Here is a 25,943-nt window from a genome sequence, read left to right on the forward strand (position 1 = left end):
ATGAACTCCTGACGCCTACTGATTCAGCGAACCACCGCAACTGCTGCCCTGTCCGGCGGTGCAGCCATAGCAGTGGTCGGCCACCTGGATCGGCCGTCCCTCCAGCGCAACGCGCAGCAGATCGCGCAGATGTGGCGGCGAGTCCAGACCATCGAACGCCGGCAGCGGCAGTCCCAACTGCTGATTGAAGTCGCAGTCATGCAGATGGCCCTGCCAGTCGACACTGACCAATGTGCGGCACATGACCTGCTCGAGGTTGGCGGCGGCGAAATTCTCCCGCAGCAGCCGCAGGTAGTCGGCGAAGCTGCCCTTGGAGATCAGCGTCGAACCGAAGCGCTGAATCGGCATGTTGGCCAGCACGAAGAGCTGATTGAAGACGATGCCGAACTGCGCATAAAGCTCACGCGCATAGTCGGCCTGCAACGCACTCTGGCTGGGTGGCAGCGATGGCCCCTGCGGATTGAAGACCAGATTGAGGGTCAGGCCACTGCCGGCGCGGCCATAGCCGAGTGCGTTGAGCCGCTGCAGCGCGGCAATGCTCCTGTCGAACACGCCATTGCCGCGCTGGCGGTCGACATTCTCGGGCAGATAACAGGGCAGCGATGCCACCACCTCGACCTGCTCGGCCGCCAGAAACTCGGCCAGATCCTGCTGTCCGGGCTCGAACAGGATCGTCAGGTTGCAACGGTCGATCACCCTGACACCGAGCGCCCGCGCGCTGCGCACCACTGCCCTGAAGTCGGGGTGCAGCTCCGGCGCGCCACCGGTCAGATCGAGCGTATCGATGCCGCAGGCCTCGATCACCCGTGGAATCAGCGCCAGGGTGTCAGCCTCCATCTGCTCCTTGCGGGTCGGACCGGCATTGACATGGCAGTGCAGGCAGGATTGATTGCAGCGGTAACCGAGGTTGACCTGCAGGGTGGTCAGCCGCTGGCGCTGCAGGGCAGGAAAATCACTCGGCTGCAACAGTGGCAGGGTGGCATGCATGGCGGCCCCGGTACATTCGGTTGGTGTGACAAGAGCGCATTGCAGAGCATTCGGCGCGCCATTACAACAGCACAAAGAGATTCGACCACGCTCACTCTTGACCACTCCGGACCGGGGGTCCAATGTGGCGCCCCACGCAGCGCATTCAAACCAGATCAACGCATCACAGCGGATGTCGTCACAACCACCATTGCCGCACGGCCTCCCCTTTGCTGAAAAGCCCATGAACAGCCTGCCGGCACGCGCGGGCGTGGGCCTGAAGGCCGATCATTTTCAACGGATCGTCAGCGACTGGCCCGACATCGGCTTTTTTGAGGTCCATGCCGAAAACTACCTGATGGCCGGCGGCCCGCACCACCACTATCTGACCCGCATCCGTGAGCGCTACCCGCTGTCGATCCATGGCGTCGGGCTGTCGCTGGGCGGCGAGGCGCCACTCGATGTCGACCACCTCGACCGGCTCAAGGCGCTGCTCGACCGCTACCAGCCCGAGAGCTTCTCCGAACATCTGGCCTGGTCGAGCCATGGCGGCTTTTTTTTCAACGACCTGCTGCCGCTGCCCTACACCCCAGTGACGCTGCAACGGCTCTGCGACCACATCGAACAGACCCAGACCCATCTGCAACGGCAAATCCTGCTGGAAAATCCGGCCACCTATGTCGAATTCGCCGCCTCGACGATGGCCGAAACCGATTTCATTCAGGAGTTGCTGCGCCGCAGTGGTTGCGCTCTGCTGCTCGATCTGAGCAACCTGCATCTCTCCTGCATCAACCACCAGCGTGACACCGCTGCCACTCTGCGCGCCCTGGCGAGCTGCCCGGTCGGCGAGATCCATCTGGCCGGCTTCAGCGAAACGCAGGATGACGCCGGCGCCCCGCTGCTGCTCGACAGCCACGATCGGCCCGTGGCGGCTGAAGTCTGGCAGCTCTATCGGCAGGCGCTGGCACTGCTCGGTCCGGTGGCGACGCTGCTGGAGCGTGACCATGAGCTGCCGCCCTTCGATCTGCTGTTCGAAGAGAGCCAGCAGGCCGAACGGCTGCTGCGCGACCTCGATCGGACCGAGCTCGCCCGCTCCGGGAGCGGGCGATGAACCAGTCACTGCTGGAGGCGCTGCTCGACCCCACGCTGCCCACTCCAGCCGGGCTGCGGGTCTGGAACGGTTCCGACCCCGCCGCCCGTTTCGCCATCCATCGTAACCACCTGCGGGTCTCGCTGACCAGCGCCCTGGCGCAGAGCTATCCGGTCACCCGGACGCTGGTCGGCGAGCCATTCTTTAACGCCATGGTCTGGCAGTTCATCCGGCAAGCACCACCGCGCCTGCCGATGCTGGCCTGCCATGGCGCTGCGCTGCCCAACTTCATCGACAGTTTCGCGCCCGCCGCGACCCTGCCCTACCTCGCCGATGTCGCCCGACTGGAGTGGCTGCGCATCGAAGCCTGTCACGCGGCCGATGCCGTCGAGCTGCCGACCGCCAGCCTGACCCGGCAGCTGCAGCAGCCGGCAACGCTGGCACGGCTGAAGATCACCTTTCAGCCGTCGGTCAGGCTGTTGACCTCCCGCCATGCCGTGGTGTCGATCTGGGCCGCGCATCAGGGCCGCGGCGATCTGCGCGCCGTCGATCCGGTTCTGCCCGAGAGCGCGCTGATCCTCCGTCCTCAGCTCGATGTCGAGCTGATTCCGCTGCCGCTGGCTGCCGGCGACTTCATCGGGCGCCTGCTGAAAGGAGAGCCCCTTGGCAGCGCACTCGAAGCCCATCTGGCCACCACTGCCGGTTTCGATCTGACCGAGACGCTGCGGCTGCTGATCGCGAGCCGAGCAATCGCCACGCTGGAGAGTGATTGAGTCGCCGACGCCACCCCTGAACCGCTGCCGCCGATTTGATATACTCGCGCCCCGCTCCCGGCCGATCCATGACGGATCGCGCAACGCCCTTCGGTTTCCAACAGGATCCTGCATGACCAAGTACATTTTCGTCACCGGAGGCGTGGTCTCCTCCCTTGGCAAAGGCATCACCTCGGCCTCGCTCGGCGCGATTCTCGAAGCGCGTGGCCTGAAGGTCACCATGATCAAGCTCGATCCCTACATCAACGTCGATCCGGGCACCATGAGCCCGTTCCAGCACGGCGAGGTCTTCGTCACCGAGGATGGTGCGGAGACCGACCTCGACCTCGGCCACTATGAGCGTTTTCTGCATGCGCGCATGAGCCGGCTGAACAACTTCACCACCGGTCGGGTCTACGAGACCGTGCTGCGCAAGGAGCGCCGCGGCGACTACCTAGGCGGCACGGTGCAGGTGATTCCGCACATCACCGACGAGATCAAGCGTCGCATCATCGAGGGGGTCGGCAATGTCGACGTCGCGCTGGTCGAAGTGGGCGGCACGGTCGGCGACATCGAGTCACAGCCCTTTCTGGAGGCGATCCGCCAGCTCAAGCTGGAACTGGGCGCCCAGCATTGCCTGTTCATGCATCTGGTGCTGATTCCCTACATCGCCAGCGCCGGCGAGACCAAGACCAAACCGACCCAGCACTCGGTAAAGGAGATGCGCTCGATCGGCCTGCAGCCCGACATCCTCATCTGCCGCTCCGACCATGAAATTCCCGAGGATGCCCGGCGCAAGATCGCGCTCTTCACCAATGTCGAGCAGCGCGCGGTGATCCCGCTGCTCGACACCGACACCATCTACCGCATTCCGCTGCTGCTGCAGCAGAGCGGGCTCGATGAGATCGTCACCGACATGCTGCGCATCGACTGCCGGCAGGCCGACCTGACCCCCTGGCGGCAGGTGGTCGAGGCGCAGCTCAACCCCCGGCAGCAGATCACCATTGCGATGGTCGGCAAGTACATCAATCTGCTCGATGCCTACAAGTCGCTCAACGAAGCACTGATCCATGCCGGCATCCACAGCCGCACCCGGGTGACGATCCGCTACATCGACTCCGAGGAGCTGGAGAGCAGCGACATCGACAAACTGATCGGCGTCGATGCGATTCTGGTCCCCGGCGGTTTCGGTGTGCGCGGCATCGAGGGCAAGCTGAAGGCGGTGCGCCATGCCCGCGAACAGGGCATCCCCTATCTGGGCATCTGTCTCGGCATGCAACTGGCGGTCATCGAGCTGGCGCGCAACCGGCTGGGGCTGCCGCAGGCCAACAGCACCGAGTTCGATCCGATCACTCCCGACCCGGTGATCGGGCTGATCACCGAGTGGGCCGACCGCAGCGGCAGCATCGAGACCCGCGAAGAGAGCACGGATCTCGGCGGCACCATGCGGCTGGGAGCCCAGGAGTGTCGACTGGTCAAGCAGAGCAGGATTCGTGAACTCTACGGCCGCGACATCATCACCGAGCGCCACCGCCACCGTTACGAGGTCAACAACAACTACCTCGAACGGTTGCAGCAGCAGGGCATGAAGATCTCCGGCTGGTCGATGGACGATGCACTGGTGGAAGCGATCGAACTGGAGGACCACCCCTGGTTCGTCGCCTGCCAGTTCCACCCCGAGTTCACCTCCTCACCGCTCGACGGCCATCCGCTGTTCAGCGGCTTCGTGCGTGCGGCGCTCGACCACCGCCAGCGCAGTGGCCGACCACTTGCCATCCACTCCGACTGAATGAGGCGCGACCATGCAACTCTGTGGCTTTGAAGTGGGGCTCGACCGGCCGTTCTTTCTGATTGCCGGCCCCTGTGTCATCGAATCGGAGCAGTTGGCGCTCGACACCGCCGGCGAGCTGGCCGAACTCTGCCGCGCTCTCGACATTCCTTTCATCTACAAATCGTCGTTCGACAAGGCCAACCGTTCGTCGCATCAGAGCTACCGCGGACCGGGCATCGATGCCGGCCTGCGCATCCTCGAGCAGGTCAAAGCGCAGATCGGCGTACCGGTGCTGACCGATGTCCATGAAGAGACGCCGATCGACGAGGTGGCCTCGGTGGTCTCGGTGCTGCAGACGCCCGCCTTTCTGTGCCGCCAGACCAACTTCATCCAGCGGGTGGCGGCCGCCGGCCTGCCGGTCAACATCAAGAAGGGGCAGTTTCTCGCCCCATGGGACATGGCCCATGTCGTCGCCAAGGCGCGCGCCACCGGCAACCCGCAGATCATGGTCTGCGAGCGCGGCGTCAGCTTCGGCTACAACAACCTGGTCTGTGACCTGCGATCGCTGGCGGTGATGCGCGAGACCGGCGCACCGGTGGTGTTCGATGCCACCCACTCGGTGCAGTTGCCCGGCGGCCAGGGCAGCGCCTCCGGTGGGCAGCGCGAAATGGTGCCGGTGCTGGCCCGCGGCGCAGTCGCCGCCGGTGTCGCCGGACTCTTCATGGAGACCCACCCCGATCCCGACCGCGCCAAGAGCGATGGCCCCAACTCCTGGCCGCTGGCCCGGATGGGCGAGCTGCTGCACACCCTGCGTGACATCGACCACCTGGTCAAACAGCAGGGACTGATCGAAACCACCCTGTGAATCCCAACGCTGCCGATCGGCAGCACCGCGCTGACATGGAGAAATGAGGCAATGACGGCAACCATCAGACAGATCCGCGCCCGCGAGGTACTCGACTCCCGCGGCAATCCGACCATCGAGGCCGACGTGCTGCTGCACTCCGGCGTCGTCGGCACTGCCTGCGCCCCGTCTGGCGCTTCGACCGGCTCACGGGAGGCACTGGAACTGCGCGATGGCGACCCGGCCCGCTACGGCGGCAAGGGCGTTCTGCAGGCGGTGGGCCATGTCAACGGCCCGATCGGGGCACTGCTGAAGGGGCGTGATGCCACCGATCAGGCCGCACTCGACCAAGCGATGATCGAAGCCGACGGCACCGAAAACAAGTCGAAATTCGGCGCCAATGCCATCCTCGCCGTCTCGCTGGCCGCCGCCAAGGCGGCCGCCCAGTCACTCGGCAAGCCGCTCTACCAGCACATCGCCGAACTCAACGGCACCACGCAACTGACGCTGCCGGTGCCGATGATGAACATCATCAACGGCGGCGAACATGCCGACAACAACGTCGACATCCAGGAGTTCATGATCCAGCCGGTCGGCGCGCCCAGCTTTGCCGAAGCGCTGCGCTGCGGCGCCGAGATCTTTCACAGCCTGAAGAAGGTGCTGCATGGGCGTGGACTCGCCACCTCGGTCGGCGATGAGGGCGGCTTTGCCCCCAACCTGCCGAGCAACGAAGCCGCCCTCGAGGCGATTCTCGAAGCGATCCAGAAAAGCGGCTATCAACTCGGCAAGGAGGTGACCCTGGCGCTCGACTGCGCCGCCTCGGAGTTCTACCACGATGGCCACTATCGGCTCACCGGCGAAGGCAAGATCTATGACGCCGGCGGTTTTGCCGACTACCTGGCCACACTGGCCGGCAAGTATCCGATCCTGTCGATCGAGGATGGCATGCACGAGAGCGACTGGAGTGGCTGGAAGCAGCTCACCCAGCTGATCGGCGAGCGCGTGCAGCTGGTCGGCGATGACCTGTTCGTCACCAACACCCGGATTCTGCAACGCGGCATCGAACAGGGGATTGCAAACTCAATCCTGATCAAGTTCAATCAGATAGGCAGTCTGACCGAGACCCTGGCCGCGATCCGCATGGCCAAGGCCGCGGGTTACACCACGGTGATCTCCCACCGCTCCGGCGAGACCGAAGACACCACCATCGCCGATCTGGCCGTCGCCACCGCTGCCGGACAGATCAAGACCGGGTCGCTCTGCCGCTCGGACCGGGTTGCCAAATACAACCGTCTGCTCAGAATCGAAGAGGAGTTGCAGGGCCGTGCGCCATACCGGGGTCGGGCTGAGTTTCGCGGGTGACCGCGGCGAGCGTGATGCGTGAACAGACTCAGGCGTGAGCATCGTCTCTGGCTCGCTCTGCTGCTGCTGTTTCTGCTGGCGGCCCTGCAGCTCAGTCTGTGGAGCGGGGTTGGCAGCCGGTTGGAACTGCAGCGGCTGCAACAGGGCATTGAGCGCCAGCAGCAGGAGAATGCCCTGTTGCAGGCCCGCAACGAGCAGATCGGACTCGAAGTCACCTCGCTGAAGAGCGGGCTGGAGCAGATCGAGGTGAAGGCCCGCGAAGAGCTGGGCCTGGTTCGCCCGAACGAGACGCTGTTCCTGTTCGTCAATGAACAGACCCACGCTGGTCAGAGGCCCGGGCCACAGCCCCGCTGATGAGTGCCTCGCCACCGACCAGATCAACGACCCCACTGTGGGCGGTGGTGCCCGCCGCGGGTCTTGGCAGCCGTCTGGGCGCCGAGCTGCCGAAGCAATACCTGCCGCTGCTCGGCAGGGCGATGCTCGAACACACGCTCGAACGGCTGCTGCAACTGACTGAAATTCAAGCCATCGTCGTCGTGCTGCATCCGCACGACCGCTGGTGGCCCACTCTTGGCCTGCACGACCACCCACGCATCACCACTGTCACGGGCGGTGCCGAACGCTGCCACTCGGTGCTGGCCGGCCTGCGCCGGCTGCGCGAACAGGCGGCTGGCCATCAACGGGTGCTGGTGCACGATGCCGCCCGCCCCTGTGTGCGCCCGGCCGACATCCGCACACTGATCGAACAGACCACACACCATGCCGACGGCGGGCTGCTCGGCGTGGCGGTGCGCGACACCATGAAGCGGCTGGACGAGACCCATCAGGTTCAACAGACTGTCTCGCGAACCCGGCTCTGGCATGCCCAGACCCCGCAACTGTTCACGCTGGAGCCGCTGATCACAGCGCTGGAACAGGCCACCACCCGTCAGCAACTGGTCACCGACGAGGCCGAGGCGATGGAACTGATCGGCCATCGCCCGCTGCTGGTGGCCGGCAGTGACGACAACATCAAGGTGACCCGCAGCGAGGATCTACCGCTGGCCGAGTTCCATCTGCAGCGCCAGGCGGCGCAATTCGCTCGGGAAGCCAGCGCATGATGCGCATCGGTCACGGCTTTGACGTCCATCGTCTGGTCGATGGCAGCGACCACTCGGCCGGCACCCGACCGCTGGTGCTGGGCGGCGTGGCCATCCCCTGCGCCTTTCGCATCGTCGCCCACTCCGATGGCGACGTGCTGCTCCATGCATTGATGGATGCACTGTTGGGCGCGGCCGCCCTCGGCGACATCGGCCACTGGTTCCCCGACAGCGATCCGGCCTACGCAGGTGTCGACAGTCGTCAGTTGCTGCGGCACTGTCTGGCGCAGATCAGCCAGCAGGGCTGGCAACTGGCCAATGCCGATCTGACGCTGGTGGCCCAGCAGCCGCGCATCGCCGTTCATGTACCACAGATGCGGGCCACCATCGCTGAATCGCTTGGCATCCAGACGTGCCAGATCAACGTCAAGGCCACCACCACCGAACGGCTCGGCGCCATCGGTCGGGGCGAGGGCATCGCCGCCCACGCGGTGGCTCTGCTCCAGCGTGCCACCCCGGGCAATCAAGCGACACCCAGCCAAGGAATCACTGCATCATGAATCTGTTGATCTCCAACGACGACGGCGTTTTCGCCCCGGGCATCGCCGCCCTGACCCGGGAGCTGGCCCGACTCGGCACCTTGACAGTGGTGGCACCCGACCGTGACCGCAGCGGTGCCAGCAACTCTCTGACCCTCGACCGTCCACTCTATCCACGCACCCACGACAATGGCTTCATCAGCATTGCCGGCACCCCGACCGACTGCGTCCACCTCGGCATCCATTCGCTCAGTGCGCAACCGCCCGACCGCGTCGTCTCCGGCATCAATTCCGGTGCCAACCTCGGCGATGATGTGCTCTACTCCGGCACAGTGGCGGCCGCGATGGAAGGCCGCGCGCTGCATGCCACGCCGATTGCCGTTTCGCTGGTTCGACAGGGAGAAAACGAACTGCACCACTATCAGACCGCCGCCATCATTGTGCGACGCCTGATCGAGCAGGCCGATCGGCTCCATCTGGAGCCCCGCACCGTCCTCAATGTCAATGTGCCCGATCTACCGCTCGATCAGTTGCAGGGGATCAAGCTGACCCGGCTCGGCCACCGTGGTGTCTCGCCCGGCCCCACCCCGTTTCAGGATCCGCGCGGTCGGCAGGGCTACTGGATCGGACAGATGGGCCTGGAACAGGATGCCGGCCCCGGCACCGACTTCGACGCGGTGCGCCATGGCTATGTCTCGGTCACGCCACTGCAGATCGACATGACCCGCTATGAAGCCTTCGACACCCTGACCCGCTGGCTGGAGAGTCTGCGCTGATGCGCCCCGGCACGCTCGGCATCGGCATGACCTCGGTCCGCACCCGTGAGCGGCTGATCGACCGGTTGCGCCAGCAGGGCATCAGCAACAGACAGGTGCTGGAGGCAATGCGCGAAGTGCCGCGCCACCTCTTCATCGACGAGGCGATGGCACACCACGCCTATGAAGACAAGGCATTGCCGATCGGCTTCAACCAGACCATCTCGCAGCCCTACACCGTCGCGCGGATGCTCGAGGCCCTGCTGGCCCATGGCACGCCCGAGCAGGTGCTGGAGGTCGGCACCGGCTCCGGTTACCAGACCGCGCTGCTTGCCGAACTGGTTCCCAAGGTCTTCACCATCGAACGCATTCGCCCGCTGCTGCTGCGGGCACGACAGAGACTGCGTCAACTGGGTTACCGGAATGTCCTCTCCGACCATGTCGATGGCCATCAGGGCTGGCCCGGCGGCGGCGAATTTGGCGGCATCATCGTCTCGGCGGCACCCGCCACGCTCCCGGAGGCACTGCTGGCCCAACTGGCAGCAGACGGCTGCATGGTGACGCCGGTCGGTCGCCTGCAGAATCAATTGCTCAAACGCATCACCCGCTCCAGTGAGGGTCTGCTGCGCGAAGAGACGCTGGAGCGGGTGCTGTTCGTGCCGCTGATCCCTGGCGCCCTCTCCGGCTGAGCCCTGCCCGCCATGGCCGGACCACCCGCTCGGACTGTCTCCTCCATGCACATCGCGGCCCGGCAGCATCCCTTCGACCCACGGAACAGCCGCTGGCTCGCCCTTCTGGGTATCACCCTGTTGCTCTGCGCCTGTGCCTCGCCGCTGCCGCTGTCCGACCACGACGACGCCACCGCAGAGAATAAGCGCAGCAAGACCGAACCTCGCCGAACCCCACCACGAGAGTATGTCGTAGTCAAGGGCGACACACTGGTCGCCATCGCCTTTCGTCATGGCATGGATTACCGTCAACTGGCCGCCCTCAATGGCATCAAGGAGCCCTACACCATCTATCCCGGTCAGCGCCTGCGGCTCAGCCGCGACACCTCCGCCAGCAGCGCCGGTCACTCAACCCCCGTCAATGCCAAAGGCTCACCGGTCAGAACTCCAGCTCCGGCAGAAACTTCCTCCGTCACCAGCACGCTGCCCTGGCGCTGGCCGGTGGCCGGCAAGGTGCTGCGCGGTTATGACAGCGCCGGCGGCACCAACAAGGGCATCGACATCGCCGCACCCGAAGGCACCCAGGTACTGGCGGCTGCCGGCGGAACCGTGGTCTACGCCGGCAATGGACTGCGTGCCTACGGCAACCTGCTGATCATCAAACACAACGACGAGTTCCTGAGCGCCTACGGCTACAACCGTCGATTGCTGGTCGCCGAAGCAGAAGAGGTTAAAGTTGGGCAGCCCATTGCCGAAACAGGAAGTGATGGGCAAACAACTGGATTGCTGCACTTCGAGATTCGTCGTCAAGGCAAACCCATCGATCCGCTGCTCTACCTGCCTCGGCAGCCCTAGCGGATTCCAGTCCCAATGACCTCGATTGACAGTGATGTTTGGGAGCAGAACAATGAGCGGGTTCTATGCGTCAGCAGATGTGGGCAACTTCGACATGTACGATGACATTCTCACCTTCGATGAGGTGGACGAGGAGTTCGAAACCCTCGATGACACCTCGGCGCTGGATGAGGGGTTGTCCGCCGTACTGGGCAGAGCGAGCCGGCGTGTGACCCATGGAGTGACCACCGTCGAAGGCAGCAACGCCTCGATCAATGTCACGCTGCAGAAGAATCTCGACGCCACCCAGATCTACCTCAGCGAAATCGGCTTCACGCCACTGCTGTCGGCCCGCGAGGAGGTCTTCTTCGCCCGCCGCGCACTGCGCGGTGAACTGAAAGCCCGCAACCGCATGATCGAGAGCAACCTGCGCCTGGTGGTGAAGATCTCCCGCCGCTACCTCAACCGTGGCCTCTCTCTGCTCGACGTGATCGAAGAGGGCAACCTCGGGCTGATCCGGGCCGTCGAAAAATTCGACCCCGAGCGCGGCTTTCGCTTCTCGACCTATGCCACCTGGTGGATTCGTCAGACCATCGAGCGGGCCATCATGAGCCAGACCCGCACCATCCGGCTGCCGATCCACATCGTCAAGGAGCTCAACGTCTACCTGCGGGCGGCCCGCGAGCTGACCAAGCACCTCGACCATGATCCCACCGCCGACGATGTCGCCAAGCTGCTCGACAAGCCGGTCGACGACGTGACACGCATGTTCAAGCTGAACGAGCGCATCACCTCGATCGATGTGCCGGTTGCCGCCGATTCCGACCGCTCGGTGCTCGATACCCTCCCCGATCTGCACCTGCCCGATCCGGTCGAAACCCTGCAACAGAACGACCTGCACGCCAACCTCGGCAAATGGCTCGACCAACTGTCGGACAAACAGGCCGAAGTGCTGTCACGCCGCTTTGGTCTGCGCGGTTATGAAATGACCACGCTCGAGGATGTCGGCAAGGAGATCGGCCTCACCCGCGAACGGGTCCGGCAGATCCAGGTCGAAGCCCTGCGGCGACTGCGTGAAATCATGGAAGAAAATGGCCTCAGCAGCGAAGCGGTCTTCAGTTGAAGCCACGTCCGGTTACCGCCCGACCGGCTCGCCGGTGGGCGGCGGCTGACCCGTCCGGCACGTCACCGCACTTCATGCTGAACTGCCACCGATGAGCATCGATCAGCCACGTTTTTCCGCCTGCTTCATGGGCACCGGTCCGGCTGGCGGCAGCGAACTCGGCAGTTCGGCCTGCGTCATCGAAGAGTCTGGCCAACCCCAGCTGCTGATCGACTGCGGCCCTGACACCCTGCTGCGCTATGAAGCCTGCTATCAGCGGCTGCCCGAAGCACTCTTCATCACCCACTGCCACTTCGACCACATCGGCGGCCTGGAGACGCTCTTCTACCGCGCCACCTTCGCACCTGAACCACGGGAGATCCGGCTGTTCGTTCCGGTGACCCTGCTGACCACCCTGCACCATCGGCTGGCAGCCGGCGTCAGTTGCCTGGCCGAAGGGGGCGTCAACTTCTGGGATTCATTCAGGCTGATTCCGGTCGATACCGGCTTCTGGTTGAAGCACAACCACTATCGGGTCTTTCCTGCCCGCCACCATCTGCCCGACAGCGCCTTTGGCCTGGCTCTGCCGGGTCAGTTCTTCTACAGTGGCGACACCCGGCCGATTCCGGAGCAACTGCTGCTACATGCCAGTCAGGGAGAAGTGATCCTGCATGATGCCCGTGTCACCGGCAATCCATCTCACAGCGGTCTCGATGACCTGCTGCGCGAATACGATGCCGCACAGCGTGGCCGCATGGTGATTTATCACCATCTGCCCGGTGACGAACCACTGTTTGAAAGCGCTGGATTCGCCGTGGCCAGCCCGTTTCGAAAGATAACCCTTGGCGCAGGCCACGTCCGGTAGACGTGAAACGAAGAAGAGATCGGAATTGGTCGGGACGACAGGATTTGAACCTGCGACCACCACACCCCCAGTGTGGTGCGCTACCAAGCTGCGCTACGCCCCGATACTCGGCATCACGGGCCCAAGGGCCTGCAAAGGCGCGAACTATAGCCGAAAGCAGCTGTTGACGAAAGGCTTGCGGCACCTCTGAAGCCGTGGATTCACTCACCGCCCTGGATGTCAGTTGCGTGAACAACCGCCCCGACCACCAACTCGATCCACCGGTTCTGTTCATCGAGCAACCCAACCGCCACGGCGGCAAGATCGGCCATGCGATCCTGAATGCCGAGCGCACCCTCAATGCGCTGTCGCTGCCGATGATCGAACTGCTCGACCAGCAGCTGCGGCGATGGGCCGAAGATCCTGAACTGATTCTGGTGGTGCTGAAGGGTGCCGGCCAGCGCGCTTTCTGTGCCGGCGGCGATGTGGTCGAACTCCATCGCAGCATGATCGCCCACCCCGACGGACCCAATCCCTACGCCGAAGCGTTCTTCAGCCGCGAATACCGGCTCGATCACCTGCTGCACCGCTATCCAAAACCGCTGCTGTGCTGGGGATCCGGCATCGTCATGGGGGGTGGATGGGGATTGATGGCCGGTTGCAGCCACCGGGTGGTCACGCCCGACTCACGCCTGGCCATGCCGGAAATCCGCATCGGCCTCTATCCCGACGCCGGCGCCAGTTGGTTTCTCGGGCAACTGCCCAGGCAGATCAGCCTGTTTCTCGGTTTGACCGGCGCCCCGCTCAATGCCAGCGATGCGCGGCTGCTTGGTGTGGCCGATCACCTGCTCAGCCGTGAAAACCAGGTCGAGGTCGAACAGCGCCTGCAACAGACGCAGTGGAACCAGGAGAGCACCAGCAACCACCAGCACTTGAGTGCGCTGCTCGCAGAGATCGCTGGAAAGCAATCTGCCCAGCCACCTGAATCAGCAACCGAAAAACACCAGAGCCTCATTCATGAAACCTGCGCGGCCACTGAGTTGGCCGCTGTCGTGGAGGCCATCCTGGAACTGCCACAGCATGATCCATGGCTTGCCGGCGCGGTGAAAAATCTGCGAGAAGGGTCGATGATTTCGGCGCTGCTCACTTGGCACCAGTTGCGCGAACAGCCGCCTGCTTCACTGGCTGGGGCGTTCCGACAGGAGTTGGTGCTGTCACTACAGTGCGCCTGTCAGCACGAATTCACCGAAGGAGTGCGCGCCCGGCTGGTCGAACGTGATCAACGGCCAAAGTGGCGCTATCCTTCTATTCGCGCGCTGCCTGACCGACTGCTCGAAAGTTTTACTGAAGCGCCGTGGCCGGATGGCAGACATCCGCTGGCCGATCTGAACTAGAGGTGACGAGAACGAAGATGGGGGAAAAATAAAAGGGGCGCCCATCCAGTACGCCCCTTTTATCCAGCCTAACAACCCTGTCGGCTCAGTTCCGTTGCAACCTCCCTATTTGTGCATCCTGCATTGCGCCTCCTGCATTGCTTCCATGCGGGAGCAAATCTAGCAAAACCCTGTGGCTTTGAATCACCCCGCTCAAGCAAAAAGCGCAGACGACAGCGCTGAAGAATATAAAATAAATATTGTTATCAATCTATTAAGAATAATTTGACGCATTGGTCAGCAAATTTTTAAGAAGAGACCGCCGACGATTTGAGACATCTCTTAGAAAAAAGATGCCGATATCGCAGGCCGTGCTCCCACTTCACGGTGGCAGATTGCCTCCTCACCGACCATCGGGCACACTGCGAGGGCCGGATTGAAACGGACCACACCCATCATCAAGCTTTTCAAGGAGTCCTCATGGCCAATCTCTTTGCGGACAACAGCCTGTCGATCGGCAATACCCCGATGGTCAAGTTGAATCGCGTGACCCAAGGCAGCGTGTACGCCAAGATCGAAGGGCGGAATCCCGCCTACTCGGTCAAGTGCCGGATCGGCGCGTCGATGGTGTGGGATGCGGAAAAATCAGGCCGACTGAAGCCGGGCATGGAACTGGTCGAACCCACCAGCGGCAACACCGGCATCGCACTCGCCTATGTCGCTGCGGCCAGAGGCTATGGACTGACCCTGACGATGCCCTCAAGCTTCTCTCTGGAGCGTCGCAAGATCATGCGTGCGCTTGGCGCCAAGCTGATATTGACCGACCCATCCAAGGGGATGAACGGTGCCATCGTCAAGGCGCAGGAGATCGCCCAGAGCAACCCCGACCGCTACTTGCTGTTGCAGCAGTTCGAGAATCCGGCCAACCCTGCCATCCATGAACAGACCACAGGTCCAGAAATCTGGCGCGACACCGATGGCAAAATCGACATCCTGGTCGCAGGCGTTGGCACCGGCGGGACCTTGACCGGCGTTTCACGCTACATCAAGCAGACCCAGGGCAAACCGATCACCACCGTGGCCGTGGAGCCCCTTGACTCCTCCGTGATCAAAAACACCCTCGAAGGCAAGGCACCCGCCCACAAGCCTCACAAAATTCAGGGCATCGGGGCAGGTTTCGTGCCGAAAAATCTCGATCTCGGTCTGGTCGATCAGGTCGAACAGGTCAGCAATGACGAGGCGATCGCCTTCGCCCACCGCCTGATGCGCGAAGAAGGCATTCTGGCAGGCATCTCCTGTGGCGCCGCTGCCGCCGCAGCAGCCCGCGTCGCCGCACAGCCCCAGCATCAGGGCAAATGTATCGTGGTGATCCTGCCCGACTCGGCGGAGCGCTATCTGTCGAGCGCACTCTTCGAAGGGCTGTTCACCGAGGCCGAACTGCAGCAATGAAGCACAAGCCATTGCAGGGGCGGCGCTGACAACAATCAGCCGCTCACTCTGCCGTTTTGGCCTGTGCCTGCAGCAGACCGTAAAGCTGATCCTTCAGCCACAGGCGTTCACGCTTGAGGCCTTCGATGTAGCCATCCGAGCTGACTTCGATGCCGGTCTCGATGCGTCGCACCTCCCGGTCAACATCGTGGTAGCGTTCGAACAGCCTGGCGAAGTGCGCATCATTCATTTTCAGACGATGGATCGCTTCGCGGTATTCAGGCAATTCGTGAATCAAATCATGCTTGTCCATCTTCACCCCTTCTGCTGCGTCGGCTCATCTTCTCATACCCTCGAGGCGGCACCATGACCTGCATCAAGCAACAGCGACACCCCGATGGCGATTGCGATCGTCCGTACCCTCTCAGACAAGCGGGCATCTGCCGCAGTCAAGCGACTCTCGGCAGAGGGCAATCGAATCAATGCAGAGTGCGAGGTTCCAGATCGTCATCGGCACCCTGATCAAGATGAGCAGAGAACGAATGGGCTCTGCCGATGAGCTGGATTCCAGCCTGGATCATCGCCTTGGCGATTTCGACATGGGAGGAATTCAGATAGGAGATGGCCTCATCGGAGAAGCGCAGCTGGATCAGCGGATCACCCGCGCCATCACTGCGCTGCAGCACCACTTCACCATCGGCGAGCTCGACAATTTCCAGAAAGGTTGCGGCCATCTATCACTCCTGCTTCAGGGAGCCTTGAAAATACCCCCCGAAGCGCACCGCTGTCAACGCAACCGCCTTGTTACCACTGCGCCATGCCTTGCCGCTGCCGCTCTATCAACTCCATGGCCGCACTCAACCAGCTCGCGCATTCAGCGACAGTGGGCAGAACGGCCCGCTGTTCAGCAAGCTCTTGCAGATCAAGCAAGGTCATGTGCGATTCCAGGCCATTCCGTGCCGGCTCGCTGTTGACGCCAATCCCCTCGCTGCACGCATGGTAAAAAACAGCGAGGCGCTTCAGCCAGGAGTCGCCACGCGATGCAAGAATTCGCAGCTCACTGATTTCCGGTGAGGCTCCACACCGCTCGGCCAGCAGTGACAGCATCGATTCAAGATCCGGCGCAGGCAGCGGATCAATCTTGTAAAAACCCGCCACTTCAATCAGATGGCAGCGCACCGCACCAGTCAGATGAAAAGCAAAGGATTCGCTGTAGGCAACCCGCCGCGACAGCAGGTCGGTGGCGGAGAGTCCCGCCATCTTTTCGAGTTCACGCAGATGGATGCGTGCAAAATGGAGCTTCTGGCCAACCCGCCTGGGCAACGCATCGTTCATGCATGGACCTCAGCTTCGATTGCCCCGCACGGTGCGCACACCCGATTCAATGCTCGTTTTTCATGGATGCGAAACTGGGTGCAGCCGGCATGGCTGGTGCGATGAAACAACATTCGGCAAAAGCGCGACCGGCGGCCAATCACTCTTTCAACTGGAGCAGAAGCTGTTCCAGTTCCGCGATCATCTGACGCACCAACTGCCGGTATTGTGTCTCTTCATGCTTGGCTTCATCACCTGACAGCCGCTGACGTGCGCCGCCGATGGTATAGCCCTGATCGTAGAGCAGGCTGCGAATCTGCCTGATCAGCAGCACCTCCTGCCGCTGGTAGTAACGGCGGTTGCCGCGCCGCTTGACTGGATTGAGCTGCGGGAATTCCTGCTCCCAGTAACGCAGCACATGGGGTTTGACGTCACACAGTTCACTCACTTCACCGATGGTGAAGTACTTTTTTCCGGGAATGACCGGCAACTCATTGTTTTGGCTTGGTTCCAACATAGTTTTCGACACGCGCCTTCAGTTTTTGCCCCGGACGAAAGGTGACCACCCGGCGTGCAGTGATCGGAATCTCTTCACCGGTCTTCGGATTTCGTCCAGGTCGCCGATTCTTGTCTCGCAACTCGAAGTTGCCAAATCCAGACAACTTGACGTGCTCGTTTGACTCAAGACAGAGTTTGATCTCTTCGAAGAAGAGTTCAACGATCTCCTTCGCTTCACGTTTGTTGAGCCCCACCTCTTCAAACAGGCGTTCAGCCATCTCCGCCTTGGTGAGCACACGCGACTCCATCTGTTGTTATCTCCTCATCTCCGCCTGAAACCGCTGCTCCAATGCACGGATCACCGCATCCAGACTGCTCTGGATTTCCGCTTCGCCAAGAGTGTGCGATTGTGATTGAAATATCAACCCCAATGCCATACTTTTTCTTTTAGGATCAATGCCTTTTCCTTGATACAGATCAAACAGGATCAGCTGCGACAGATCAGGCCCGGCAGCGGCCTTGATCGCCTGCTCGAGCATCCTGAACGGCAACTCCCGGTCGACCAGAAACGCCAGATCCCGCCTCACGCTTGGGTAATGAGACCAGCTCCTGTAGGCTTCGAGATGATTCTCAAGCGCTAAATTCAAATTTAATTCAAAAAGATATGGAACTGACTTCAAGTCAAAGCTATCTACAAGGGTGGGATGGAGCTGCCCCATCTGACCCAGTACCTTGCCATCCCGGACAAGCTGTGCCGATTGTCCGGGATGCAGTGCCGGATGGTGTGCTGGCTGCAGTTCGAGCTGATGCCGTGCGCCAGTCAGTGCAAAAAGAGTCTCGATGTCACCCTTGAGATCAAAGAAATCGACCATTTCACTGTTGGTGATGCCCCAGGACTCCGGATGGCGCGATCCCGCAATCACTCCAGCCAGCATCGGCTCCTGCAGCAGTTGATCACCTTGCTGTACAAAGCGTAGCCCACTTTCAAACAGGCGGACGCGGGACTGCTGCCGATTGAGGTTGCCCCGCAGCGCCAATAGCAGACCGGGCCAGAGACTGCCGCGCATGACCGCCATCTCTTTGGACATGGGATTGGCCAGCGGCAAGGCTTCGTGGGCCGGATCGATCAGGCGGTTCAGCTCCGGATCGACAAAGCTGTAGGTGATGGCCTCTTGATAACCCCGAGCGGTCAGGCGCCGGCGAAACTCCCGCAGCGACAGGGTCCGTTCGGAGCCGGCACCAGGCTGGAGCGGCATGAGTGGAACACGGGTGGGCAGCCGGTCATAGCCATGCAACCGTGCCAGCTCTTCGATCAGATCGACCTCGATGTTCAGATCGAAACGAAAACTGGGCACTGTCACGCACCACTGCCCGGCAGCCTCGGACTCGATCCGGCAACCCAGGCGGCCGAGCAGATCTTCCACCTCCGTCGGCGCCATCTCCATGCCCAGCAGCCGGCTGATCCTCGATGCCCGCAACGCGATGACTGCGGGCTTTGGCAGCAGTTCGGGCTGCACCTGCTCGATGATCGGACCGGGCACCCCGCCCACGATCCCGGTCAGCAATGCGGTGGCCCGCTCCAGCGCACGGCGCGGCAGTTCAAAATCGACACCGCGTTCATAGCGATGAGAGGCATCGGTGTGCAGCCCATGACGCCGGGCTCGGCCGGCAATCGCCAATGGGGCGAAGAAGGCGCTTTCGATGAACAGGTGGCGTGTCGTCGCGGTGACGCCAGAGTCCGCGCCCCCCATGATGCCGGCCATCGCCAACGGCTTGACCGCATCGGCGATCAGCAGAACCTCCTGATCCAACTGCAACTGCTGACCATCGAGCAGGGTGATCGATTCGCCCGCGCGCGCCATGCGCACCTGGATGCCGCCCTGAATTTTCTCCAGATCAAAGGCATGCAGCGGTTGCCCCAACTCCAGCATCACGTAGTTGGTCACATCCACCACTGGACTGATCGAGCGGACGCCACTGCGTCGCAGCCGTTCACGCAGCCACAGCGGTGTTTTGCAGTCCGGCTGGATGTTTTCTATCACGCGGCCGAGATAACGCGGACAGGCCTCGGGTGCTTCGACCCGCACGGGAATGACCCGCTCGCTCAACGCGGGTACGGTGCGCTCGGCCGGAGCACAAACCGCCTGACGCGCCAGCACCCCCACCTCCCTGGCCAATCCGGCAATGCCGAGACAGTCACCGCGGTTCGGCGTCAGACCGATCTCGATGATCTGATCATCCAGTTGCAGCACATCACTCAGCGCGGCACCAAGCGGTGCCTGCGCATCCAGTTCCAGCAAACCCTCGCCTGCCAGATCGAGGCCCAGCTCACTGGCTGCGGCCAGCATGCCCGCCGAATGGACTCCACGCACAGTGGTGGCGACGATTTCGCTGCCATCCGGCAGGCGAGCGCCAGCCAGCACCAGGGGCACGCGCAGGCCGACTCGCACATTGGGGGCGCCACAGACAACTTCCAACTCCCCCCGCTCACCCGCGTTGACGCGGCAGAGTCTGAGCCGATCGGCATTGGGGTGCGGCTGCACCGCGATGATCTCGGCCACCACCACACCACTGAGTGCGGGCGCTGCCGCACTCTGGCCATCCACTTCGAGGCCAGCCATCGTCAGGCGGGCCGACAGCTCCGCCGTGGCAAAAGGCGGATCGATCCATTCACGCAACCAGGCTTCACTAAACTTCATGCAGGTCGTCCAGATTCGGTTTGATCAGGCGCAGACATGGCAAGATTCGGCTCAATGGAACTGTTCCAACAGCCGCAGATCGTTTTCAAAGAAGAGTCGCAGATCATCGACACCATAACGGAGCATCGCCAACCGCTCCACGCCCATGCCGAAGGCAAAGCCGCTCCACAGCTCGCTGTCGATGCCGCAGTGCCGAAACACCTGCGGATGGACCATGCCACACCCCATCACCTCGAGCCAGCCGCTCGATTTGCAGACCCGGCAGCCACTTCCCGAACAGATCACACACGAAATATCGACCTCGGCCGAGGGCTCCGTGAAGGGGAAATAGGAGGGTCTGAATCGCACTTGCAGATCGCGCTCGAAAAAACTGCGCAGAAAACCGCTGACGGTTCCTTTCAGATCAGCGAAGGAGATGTCGCGGTCGACCACCAGCCCCTCGACCTGGTGGAACATCGGCGTATGAGTCACGTCAGAGTCACAACGGTAGACGCGCCCCGGACAAATCAGGCGAAATGGTGGCTGGCCCTGCTTCATCTGCCGAATCTGCACCGGTGAGGTGTGGGTTCTCAGCAACCGATGGGCGTCGATGTAGAAGGTGTCGTGCATGGCCCGCGCCGGATGGTGGGCCGGAATGTTGAGTGCCTCGAAGTTGTGGTAGTCATCCTCCACCTCCGGCCCTTCGGCCACTTCGTAGCCGATCGAAGTGAAAATGTCTTCCATCCGCTCCAGCACCTTGGTGATCGGATGCAGTGCACCACTCGACTGTCCGCGCCCGGGCAGCGTCACATCGACCCAGCCTTGCGCCAGTTGCTGATCGAGCGCCTGCGCATCCAGTGTCTGCTTGCGCTGCGCCAGCAACACCTGCAACTGCTCCTTGACCCGGTTGACGAGCGCTCCCGCCGCTCTGCGCTCTTCGGCCGGCAGTGCTCCCAACTCCTTGAGCTGCTGGGTGATGACGCCTTTTTTGCCCAGATAGAACACCCGAACCTGATCCAGAGCCATCAGATCGGCCGAGTCGGCAATCGCCGCCTCGGCGTCGTGCAACAGCTTCTCAAGACTTTCCATCATGCTTCCTTCGGGATAAAAAAAGGGGAAGACCAGCGCTTCCCCTTAACGTCCAACCCTTGAAGAGCGTGCTCTTCAGCCTCCCAGCGCGGCCTTGGCCCGGCTTGCCAGAGCGGCAAAGGCATCCTGGTCATGCATGGCCAGCTCCGCCAGAATCTTGCGATCGATCTGAATCGAGCTCTTGTTGAGCCCATCGATCATCCGGCTGTAGTTCAGCCCATGCAGGCGTGCCGCCGCATTGATGCGGGTGATCCACAGCGCGCGGAAGGCGCGCTTGCGCTGCCGACGGTCACGGTAGGCATACTGTCCAGCCTTGATGACCGCCTGTTTGGCGACACGATAGACCCGGCTGCGGGCGCCATAGTAGCCCTTGGCCTGGTCGAGAATCTTCTTGTGACGGCGATGTGCCTGCACACCGCGTTTAACACGAGCCATTGATGAATCCTCTGCAAATCAACATGGTCTGACCGACACTCACAGATAGGGCAGCATACGCGCCACCGCCGACTGATCGGCATGGTCGACGGCATGCATCGGGCGCAGCTGACGCTTACGCTTGGTGCTCTTCTTGGTCAGAATGTGATTCTTGAAGGATTGCTTGTGCTTGAAACCGGTCGCGGTCTTGCGAAATCGCTTGGCCGCCCCACGGTTGGTTTTGATCTTCGGCATTTTTTCACCACTGCGCATTCGTTGGATGATGACCCCAAGGTTGCGGAAAACCGCGACATCGGAGCTACTTTTTCTTTTTCGGGGAGATCACCATGGTCATCTGGCGTCCTTCCATTGCCGGCATCTGCTCCACCACGCCATGCGGTTCGAGATCCTGCTCAATACGCTTGAGCAGTTCGACGCCAAGGCGCTGATGGGCCATCTCCCGACCCCGAAATCTGAGCGTGACCTTGGCCTTGTCACCCTCTTCAAGGAAACGTATCAGGTTGCGTAGTTTGACCTGATAATCCCCCTCGTCCGTCCCTGGCCTGAACTTGACCTCTTTGATCTGAATCTGTTTCTGCTTTTTCTTGGCAGCGGCTTTCTGTTTTTTGGCCTCAAAAACATACTTGCCGTAGTCCATGATCTTGCAGACCGGAGGATCGGCCGATGCGGCGATCTCGACCAGATCGAGCTTGGCCTCTTCGGCCAGCCGCAGTGCCTCACTCAGCGGGATGACTCCCACCTGCTGACCCTCGGCATCCACCACTCGAACCTGGGGAGCGGTAATCGCTCCATTGATCCGGTTTTTTTCGGATCCTCTTCCTGACTCGCGCTTGATTGTCAATTCTCCACGGAAACGCGGCCGAGCTGCGCCATTTGAACATTCAAAAGGGCAACGAGCTGTGCCAGACTCATCTGACCCAGATCCTTGCCATCGCGCGCACGTACAGCCACTTGATTGGATTCGACCTCCCTATCGCCGATGACCAGCAGATAGGGCACCTTTTGCAAGGTATGCTCGCGGATTTTAAAGCCGATCTTCTCGTTTCTCAAGTCTGGAACGGCTCTAAAACCGGCAGCGACCAACTGTTCTGTCACTTCGCGGCAATAATTCGCCTGTGCATCGGTGATGCTGTTGACCACCAGCTGCACCGGCGCCAGCCAGACCGGGAAGGCACCGGCATGGTGCTCGATCAGGATGCCGATGAAGCGCTCGAAGGAGCCGAGGATGGCGCGGTGCAGCATGACCGGCACATGCCGCTGCCCATCCTCACCCACATACTGCGCATCGAGCCGGCCCGGCATCGAGAAGTCGACCTGGATCGTACCGCACTGCCAGATGCGTCCCAGGCAATCCTTCAGCGAGAATTCGATCTTCGGACCATAGAAGGCCCCCTCGCCAGGCAGCAGATCCCAGTTGAGCCCCTTCTGATCGAGCGCCTCGGCCAAGGCCGCTTCGGCTTTGTCCCACACCTCGTCGGAGCCGACCCGATTGGCCGGGCGGGTGGAGAGCTTCAACTGTACCTCGTCAAAGCCAAAATCGCGGTAGACCTTGAACAGCAGGTCGATGAAGTCGGCCACCTCCTGCTGAATCGACGCCTCGCTGCAGAAGATGTGGGCATCGTCCTGGGTGAAGGCGCGCACCCGCATCAATCCATGCAGCGTTCCCGAAGGCTCATTGCGGTGACAGGAGCCAAACTCGGCCAGCCGCAGCGGCAGGTCGCGGTAGCTGCGCAACCCCTGGTTGAAGACCTGCACATGGCAGGGGCAGTTCATCGGCTTGACTGCGTAGTTGCGGCTCTCGGACTCGGTGCTGAACATCTCCTTGCCGAACTTGTCGGCATGGCCGGAGCGGTGCCAGAGCGAGTAGTCGACCAGTTGCGGGGTCTTGATCTCCTGGTAGCCATGCGCCTGCTGCACCCTGCGCATGTACTGCTCGATCACCTGATAGAGTGTCCAGCCCTTGGGATGCCAGAACACCATGCCGGGCGCCTCTTCCTGCGCATGAAACAGATCGAGCTGCTTGCCGATGCGGCGGTGGTCACGCTTGCTCGCCTCTTCGATACGATGCAGGTACTGCTTGAGCGCCTTGGTATCGGGCCAGGCGGTGCCATAGATGCGCTGCAACATCGCGTTGCGGGAGTCGCCTCGCCAGTAGGCACCCGCCACCTTGGTGAGCTTGAACGCCTTGAGCTTGCCGGTGCTGGGCACATGGGGCCCGCGGCAGAGGTCGATGAAGTCGCCCTGCCGATAGCAGGAGAGCGCCTCGCTGGCCGGAATCTCCCGAATGATCTCGACCTTGTACTGTTCGCCCATCGACTCGAACAGCGCGATCGCCTGATCACGGCTCATGAGCTGTCGCACTACCGGGATGTCGCGCTCGGCCAGCTCGACCATGCGTGCTTCGATCTTTTCGAGATCTTCCGGGGTAAAGGGCCGCTCATAGGCGAAGTCATAGTAGAAGCCCTCCTCGATCACCGGACCGATGGTGACCTGGGCCGTGGGAAAGAGTCCTTTGACCGCCATCGCCAGCAGGTGGGCACAGGAGTGGCGCAGCACCTCCACTCCCGCTTCATCGCGCGCGGTGATGATGGCCAGCTCGGCATCCTGATCGATGACAAAGGAGGTGTCGACCAGTCGGCCATTCACCTGGCCGGCCAGTGCGGCACCAGCGAGTCCAGGGCCGATCGCCGCAGCCACCTGCTGCACGGTGAGCGGATGATCGAACTGACGGCGGGAGTGATCGGGCAAAGTGATGGTGGGCATTTCGAATCCTCTTGCAGTGGTGACCGCTACCAAAGGCCACGTGTCGAGCGGTGATCGCCGGCAGTGCGATCACGATGGCGCAGGCTGGCATTATAGCCGCTGTGCCGATTGGAATAGAATTCGATCCGGCCGTCTCCCGGGTCCGCTGCCGGACACCGCAGCAAAACAGCCGCCCGATGTTTTTGATCGACCAACCGCACAGACAGGAACCACCCCGTGGACAGCATCAACCTCGAAGTGATCGGCCAGCTCACGCACTGGCTGCAGAGCGGTCAATCGGGCTGGCTCTGCACCATCACCGCCACCTTCGGTTCTTCGCCGCGTCCGGTTGGCTCCATTCTGGCCTGCAACCGCAGCGGCGAGGTGCGCGGTTCGCTGTCGGGTGGCTGTGTCGAGGATGATCTGATTGCTGCGCTGCGCAGTGGCGAGATCGCCAGCGAGCGCCCCGAAGAGCTCAGCTACGGCGTCAGCAAGGCCGAGACCGAACGGCTTGGTCTGCCCTGCGGCGGCCGGCTGTCGCTGGTGGTGGAGCCGCTGTCACCGACCGCAGCGACCCAGTCCCATTTCGCCGCCATCTTTACCGCGATCGAACAGCGCCGCCTGATCGGCCGCACGCTCGACCTCTCCAGCGGTCAGATGCAACTGTTCCAGCCGCAGCACTACAGCCCCACCCGTCTGGCGCAGCAGCGGCTGACCCAGGTGTTCGGACCGCGTTACCGCCTGCTGCTGGTCGGCGCCGGCCAGATCGCCCGCTATCTGGCCGAGATGGCGCTGGCGCTCGATTTCGAGGTGATCCTGACCGACCCGCGTCCCGAACTTCTGGCCGCCTGGAACGGCCCGCCGATCACGCTGGCCGGCGGCATGCCCGACGATGCCGTGCGTCACTGGGCGGACGGTGCCAACAGCGCGGTGGTCACCCTGACCCATGACCCCCGCATCGACGACATGGCGCTGATGGAGGCGCTCAACTCATCGGCCTTCTATGTCGGTGCGCTGGGTTCGCTGCGCACCTCGGCGCAGCGGCGCGAACGGCTGGAGCAGCTCGATCTGCCCAAATCGGCGATCGCCCGGCTCGATGCACCAATCGGCCTGCCGATCCAGAGCAAGACGCCACCGGAAATCGCCATCTCCATTCTGGCCAAGCTGATTCAGGTGCGCGCCCGTGTCGACGGCTGAGCCGACGCCGCGCCACGCACTGCTGCTGCTGGCCGCAGGCGCCGGGCGGCGCTACGGTGCCGACAAGCTGATGGCGCCCCTGAGGCAGGGTGGCGTGCTGCTGGAGGCCAGCCTGCAGCCGCTCACCCCCTGGAAACAGGATGTGCATGTGATGCTGCGCCCCGGGGCCAGCGAAGCCTGGCGCCTGGTCGAGCAGTGGGGTGGCCATCCTCACTGGAGCCCTGATGCGGCGCTCGGCATGGGCCACACGCTGGCCGCGGGCATCGCGCTGCTCGAAGGGTATACCGGCTGCCTGCTGCTGCTCGGCGACATGCCCGGCATCCGCCGTCAGAGCATCGCCACGCTGCTCGCCCGGCTGGACGAGCATGCCCTGGTCGTGCCACGCCACGCTGGCCAGTGGGGCCATCCGGTCGGTTTTGGCCGCCAGTACTTCGCGCCACTGCGACAGCTCACCGGCGATCGTGGCGCACGCGGGCTGCTGGAGCAGCACCAGGCGCAGATCACCTTTGTCGACCTGGATGACCCCGGCATTCTGTTCGACGTCGACACCGCCGCCGACCTCGACCGCTTCCAGTCACCTTGA

General features: G+C 62.4%; 29 protein-coding genes and 1 tRNA gene. 17 read left to right on the forward strand and 13 right to left on the reverse strand.

Annotated features, from left to right (window positions below):
• Window positions 1–15 precede the first annotated feature (15 nt).
• Window positions 16–987, reverse strand: coding sequence for an arsenosugar biosynthesis radical SAM protein ArsS (gene arsS, locus H7A13_07965; GenBank protein MCP5333278.1), 972 nt, complete (start codon window positions 985–987; stop codon window positions 16–18).
• A gap of 172 nt (window positions 988–1,159) precedes the next feature.
• Between arsS and H7A13_07970 the strand changes: the two genes are divergently transcribed.
• From H7A13_07970 to H7A13_08030, 13 genes are all read left to right on the forward strand, one after another.
• Window positions 1,160–2,077: a DUF692 domain-containing protein gene (locus H7A13_07970; GenBank protein ID MCP5333279.1), complete on the forward strand. Its 918-nt coding sequence runs from the start codon at window positions 1,160–1,162 to the stop codon at window positions 2,075–2,077.
• Window positions 2,074–2,829 carry a putative DNA-binding domain-containing protein gene (locus H7A13_07975; GenBank protein ID MCP5333280.1) on the forward strand — a complete coding sequence of 252 codons (756 nt, stop codon included), beginning with the start codon at window positions 2,074–2,076 and terminating at the stop codon, window positions 2,827–2,829. Before H7A13_07970 ends, H7A13_07975 begins: the two co-directional genes overlap by 4 nt.
• Before the next feature lie 112 nt (window positions 2,830–2,941).
• A complete protein-coding gene (locus tag H7A13_07980; protein MCP5333281.1) occupies window positions 2,942–4,597 on the forward strand; it encodes a CTP synthase in 1,656 nt (551 codons plus the stop codon).
• A gap of 13 nt (window positions 4,598–4,610) precedes the next feature.
• The gene (gene kdsA, locus H7A13_07985) at window positions 4,611–5,444 is read left to right on the forward strand and encodes a 3-deoxy-8-phosphooctulonate synthase (GenBank protein ID MCP5333282.1); all 834 of its coding nucleotides are present in this window, start codon (window positions 4,611–4,613) and stop codon (window positions 5,442–5,444) included.
• A 51-nt stretch (window positions 5,445–5,495) separates the two neighbouring features.
• The gene (eno, locus tag H7A13_07990) at window positions 5,496–6,785 is read left to right on the forward strand and encodes a phosphopyruvate hydratase (protein ID MCP5333283.1); all 1,290 of its coding nucleotides are present in this window, start codon (window positions 5,496–5,498) and stop codon (window positions 6,783–6,785) included.
• 18 nt (window positions 6,786–6,803) lie between these two features.
• Window positions 6,804–7,139 carry a septum formation initiator family protein gene (locus tag H7A13_07995; protein ID MCP5333284.1) on the forward strand — a complete coding sequence of 112 codons (336 nt, stop codon included), beginning with the start codon at window positions 6,804–6,806 and terminating at the stop codon, window positions 7,137–7,139.
• Window positions 7,139–7,885 (forward strand): 2-C-methyl-D-erythritol 4-phosphate cytidylyltransferase, encoded by a 747-nt coding sequence (gene ispD, locus H7A13_08000; GenBank protein ID MCP5333285.1) that lies wholly within the window; start codon window positions 7,139–7,141, stop codon window positions 7,883–7,885. The genes H7A13_07995 and ispD overlap by 1 nt, the downstream gene beginning before the upstream one ends.
• Window positions 7,882–8,424: a 2-C-methyl-D-erythritol 2,4-cyclodiphosphate synthase gene (ispF, locus tag H7A13_08005; GenBank protein ID MCP5333286.1), complete on the forward strand. Its 543-nt coding sequence runs from the start codon at window positions 7,882–7,884 to the stop codon at window positions 8,422–8,424. The genes ispD and ispF overlap by 4 nt, the downstream gene beginning before the upstream one ends.
• Complete coding sequence (gene surE / locus H7A13_08010) at window positions 8,421–9,179, forward strand: 5'/3'-nucleotidase SurE (GenBank protein MCP5333287.1); 759 nt, start codon at window positions 8,421–8,423, stop codon at window positions 9,177–9,179. Before ispF ends, surE begins: the two co-directional genes overlap by 4 nt.
• A gap of 26 nt (window positions 9,180–9,205) precedes the next feature.
• A complete protein-coding gene (locus H7A13_08015; protein MCP5333288.1) occupies window positions 9,206–9,847 on the forward strand; it encodes a protein-L-isoaspartate(D-aspartate) O-methyltransferase in 642 nt (213 codons plus the stop codon).
• Window positions 9,848–9,892: 45 nt separating this feature from the next.
• Window positions 9,893–10,681, forward strand: a complete 789-nt coding sequence (locus tag H7A13_08020) for a peptidoglycan DD-metalloendopeptidase family protein (protein MCP5333289.1) — start codon at window positions 9,893–9,895, stop codon at window positions 10,679–10,681.
• A gap of 94 nt (window positions 10,682–10,775) precedes the next feature.
• Window positions 10,776–11,783: an RNA polymerase sigma factor RpoS gene (gene rpoS, locus H7A13_08025; GenBank protein ID MCP5333290.1), complete on the forward strand. Its 1,008-nt coding sequence runs from the start codon at window positions 10,776–10,778 to the stop codon at window positions 11,781–11,783.
• A 127-nt stretch (window positions 11,784–11,910) separates the two neighbouring features.
• Window positions 11,911–12,627, forward strand: a complete 717-nt coding sequence (locus tag H7A13_08030; GenBank protein ID MCP5333291.1) for an MBL fold metallo-hydrolase — start codon at window positions 11,911–11,913, stop codon at window positions 12,625–12,627.
• 26 nt (window positions 12,628–12,653) lie between these two features.
• Here H7A13_08030 and H7A13_08035 read toward each other — a convergent pair.
• Window positions 12,654–12,730: transfer RNA gene (locus H7A13_08035), tRNA-Pro, on the reverse strand.
• A gap of 124 nt (window positions 12,731–12,854) precedes the next feature.
• Between H7A13_08035 and H7A13_08040 the strand changes: the two genes are divergently transcribed.
• Window positions 12,855–14,000, forward strand: a complete 1,146-nt coding sequence (locus tag H7A13_08040; protein ID MCP5333292.1) for an enoyl-CoA hydratase/isomerase family protein — start codon at window positions 12,855–12,857, stop codon at window positions 13,998–14,000.
• Between the two features lie 459 nt (window positions 14,001–14,459).
• A complete protein-coding gene (gene cysK / locus H7A13_08045; protein MCP5333293.1) occupies window positions 14,460–15,428 on the forward strand; it encodes a cysteine synthase A in 969 nt (322 codons plus the stop codon).
• Between the two features lie 43 nt (window positions 15,429–15,471).
• On the opposite strand, the gene H7A13_08050 is transcribed toward cysK, so the two are convergent.
• The 11 genes from H7A13_08050 to thrS form a co-directional block, all read right to left on the reverse strand.
• Window positions 15,472–15,726: a YdcH family protein gene (locus H7A13_08050; GenBank protein ID MCP5333294.1), complete on the reverse strand. Its 255-nt coding sequence runs from the start codon at window positions 15,724–15,726 to the stop codon at window positions 15,472–15,474.
• A 160-nt stretch (window positions 15,727–15,886) separates the two neighbouring features.
• Complete coding sequence (locus H7A13_08055; GenBank protein MCP5333295.1) at window positions 15,887–16,141, reverse strand: hypothetical protein; 255 nt, start codon at window positions 16,139–16,141, stop codon at window positions 15,887–15,889.
• A 70-nt stretch (window positions 16,142–16,211) separates the two neighbouring features.
• A complete protein-coding gene (locus H7A13_08060; GenBank protein ID MCP5333296.1) occupies window positions 16,212–16,742 on the reverse strand; it encodes a hypothetical protein in 531 nt (176 codons plus the stop codon).
• Window positions 16,743–16,881: 139 nt separating this feature from the next.
• Window positions 16,882–17,238 (reverse strand): MerR family transcriptional regulator, encoded by a 357-nt coding sequence (locus H7A13_08065; GenBank protein MCP5333297.1) that lies wholly within the window; start codon window positions 17,236–17,238, stop codon window positions 16,882–16,884.
• Window positions 17,213–17,527: an integration host factor subunit alpha gene (gene ihfA, locus H7A13_08070; GenBank protein MCP5333298.1), complete on the reverse strand. Its 315-nt coding sequence runs from the start codon at window positions 17,525–17,527 to the stop codon at window positions 17,213–17,215. Before ihfA ends, H7A13_08065 begins: the two co-directional genes overlap by 26 nt.
• A gap of 6 nt (window positions 17,528–17,533) precedes the next feature.
• Window positions 17,534–19,918: a phenylalanine--tRNA ligase subunit beta gene (pheT, locus tag H7A13_08075; protein MCP5333299.1), complete on the reverse strand. Its 2,385-nt coding sequence runs from the start codon at window positions 19,916–19,918 to the stop codon at window positions 17,534–17,536.
• Between the two features lie 51 nt (window positions 19,919–19,969).
• Window positions 19,970–20,989, reverse strand: a complete 1,020-nt coding sequence (gene pheS, locus H7A13_08080; protein ID MCP5333300.1) for a phenylalanine--tRNA ligase subunit alpha — start codon at window positions 20,987–20,989, stop codon at window positions 19,970–19,972.
• A gap of 72 nt (window positions 20,990–21,061) precedes the next feature.
• The gene (gene rplT / locus H7A13_08085) at window positions 21,062–21,421 is read right to left on the reverse strand and encodes a 50S ribosomal protein L20 (GenBank protein ID MCP5333301.1); all 360 of its coding nucleotides are present in this window, start codon (window positions 21,419–21,421) and stop codon (window positions 21,062–21,064) included.
• Window positions 21,422–21,460: 39 nt separating this feature from the next.
• Window positions 21,461–21,655, reverse strand: coding sequence for a 50S ribosomal protein L35 (gene rpmI / locus H7A13_08090; protein ID MCP5333302.1), 195 nt, complete (start codon window positions 21,653–21,655; stop codon window positions 21,461–21,463).
• Between the two features lie 64 nt (window positions 21,656–21,719).
• The gene (infC, locus tag H7A13_08095; GenBank protein ID MCP5333303.1) at window positions 21,720–22,262 is read right to left on the reverse strand and encodes a translation initiation factor IF-3; all 543 of its coding nucleotides are present in this window, start codon (window positions 22,260–22,262) and stop codon (window positions 21,720–21,722) included.
• Window positions 22,259–24,184: a threonine--tRNA ligase gene (gene thrS, locus H7A13_08100; GenBank protein MCP5333304.1), complete on the reverse strand. Its 1,926-nt coding sequence runs from the start codon at window positions 24,182–24,184 to the stop codon at window positions 22,259–22,261. Before thrS ends, infC begins: the two co-directional genes overlap by 4 nt.
• 216 nt (window positions 24,185–24,400) lie before the next feature.
• Here thrS and H7A13_08105 point away from each other — a divergent pair, with 216 nt between their 5' ends.
• Window positions 24,401–25,360, forward strand: a complete 960-nt coding sequence (locus H7A13_08105; GenBank protein MCP5333305.1) for an XdhC family protein — start codon at window positions 24,401–24,403, stop codon at window positions 25,358–25,360.
• Window positions 25,347–25,943, forward strand: coding sequence for a nucleotidyltransferase family protein (locus H7A13_08110; GenBank protein MCP5333306.1), 597 nt, complete (start codon window positions 25,347–25,349; stop codon window positions 25,941–25,943). The genes H7A13_08105 and H7A13_08110 overlap by 14 nt, the downstream gene beginning before the upstream one ends.

Source organism: Pseudomonadales bacterium, assembly GCA_024234215.1.
In the GTDB taxonomy this organism is placed as follows: domain Bacteria; phylum Pseudomonadota; class Gammaproteobacteria; order Pseudomonadales; family UBA5862; genus JACKOQ01.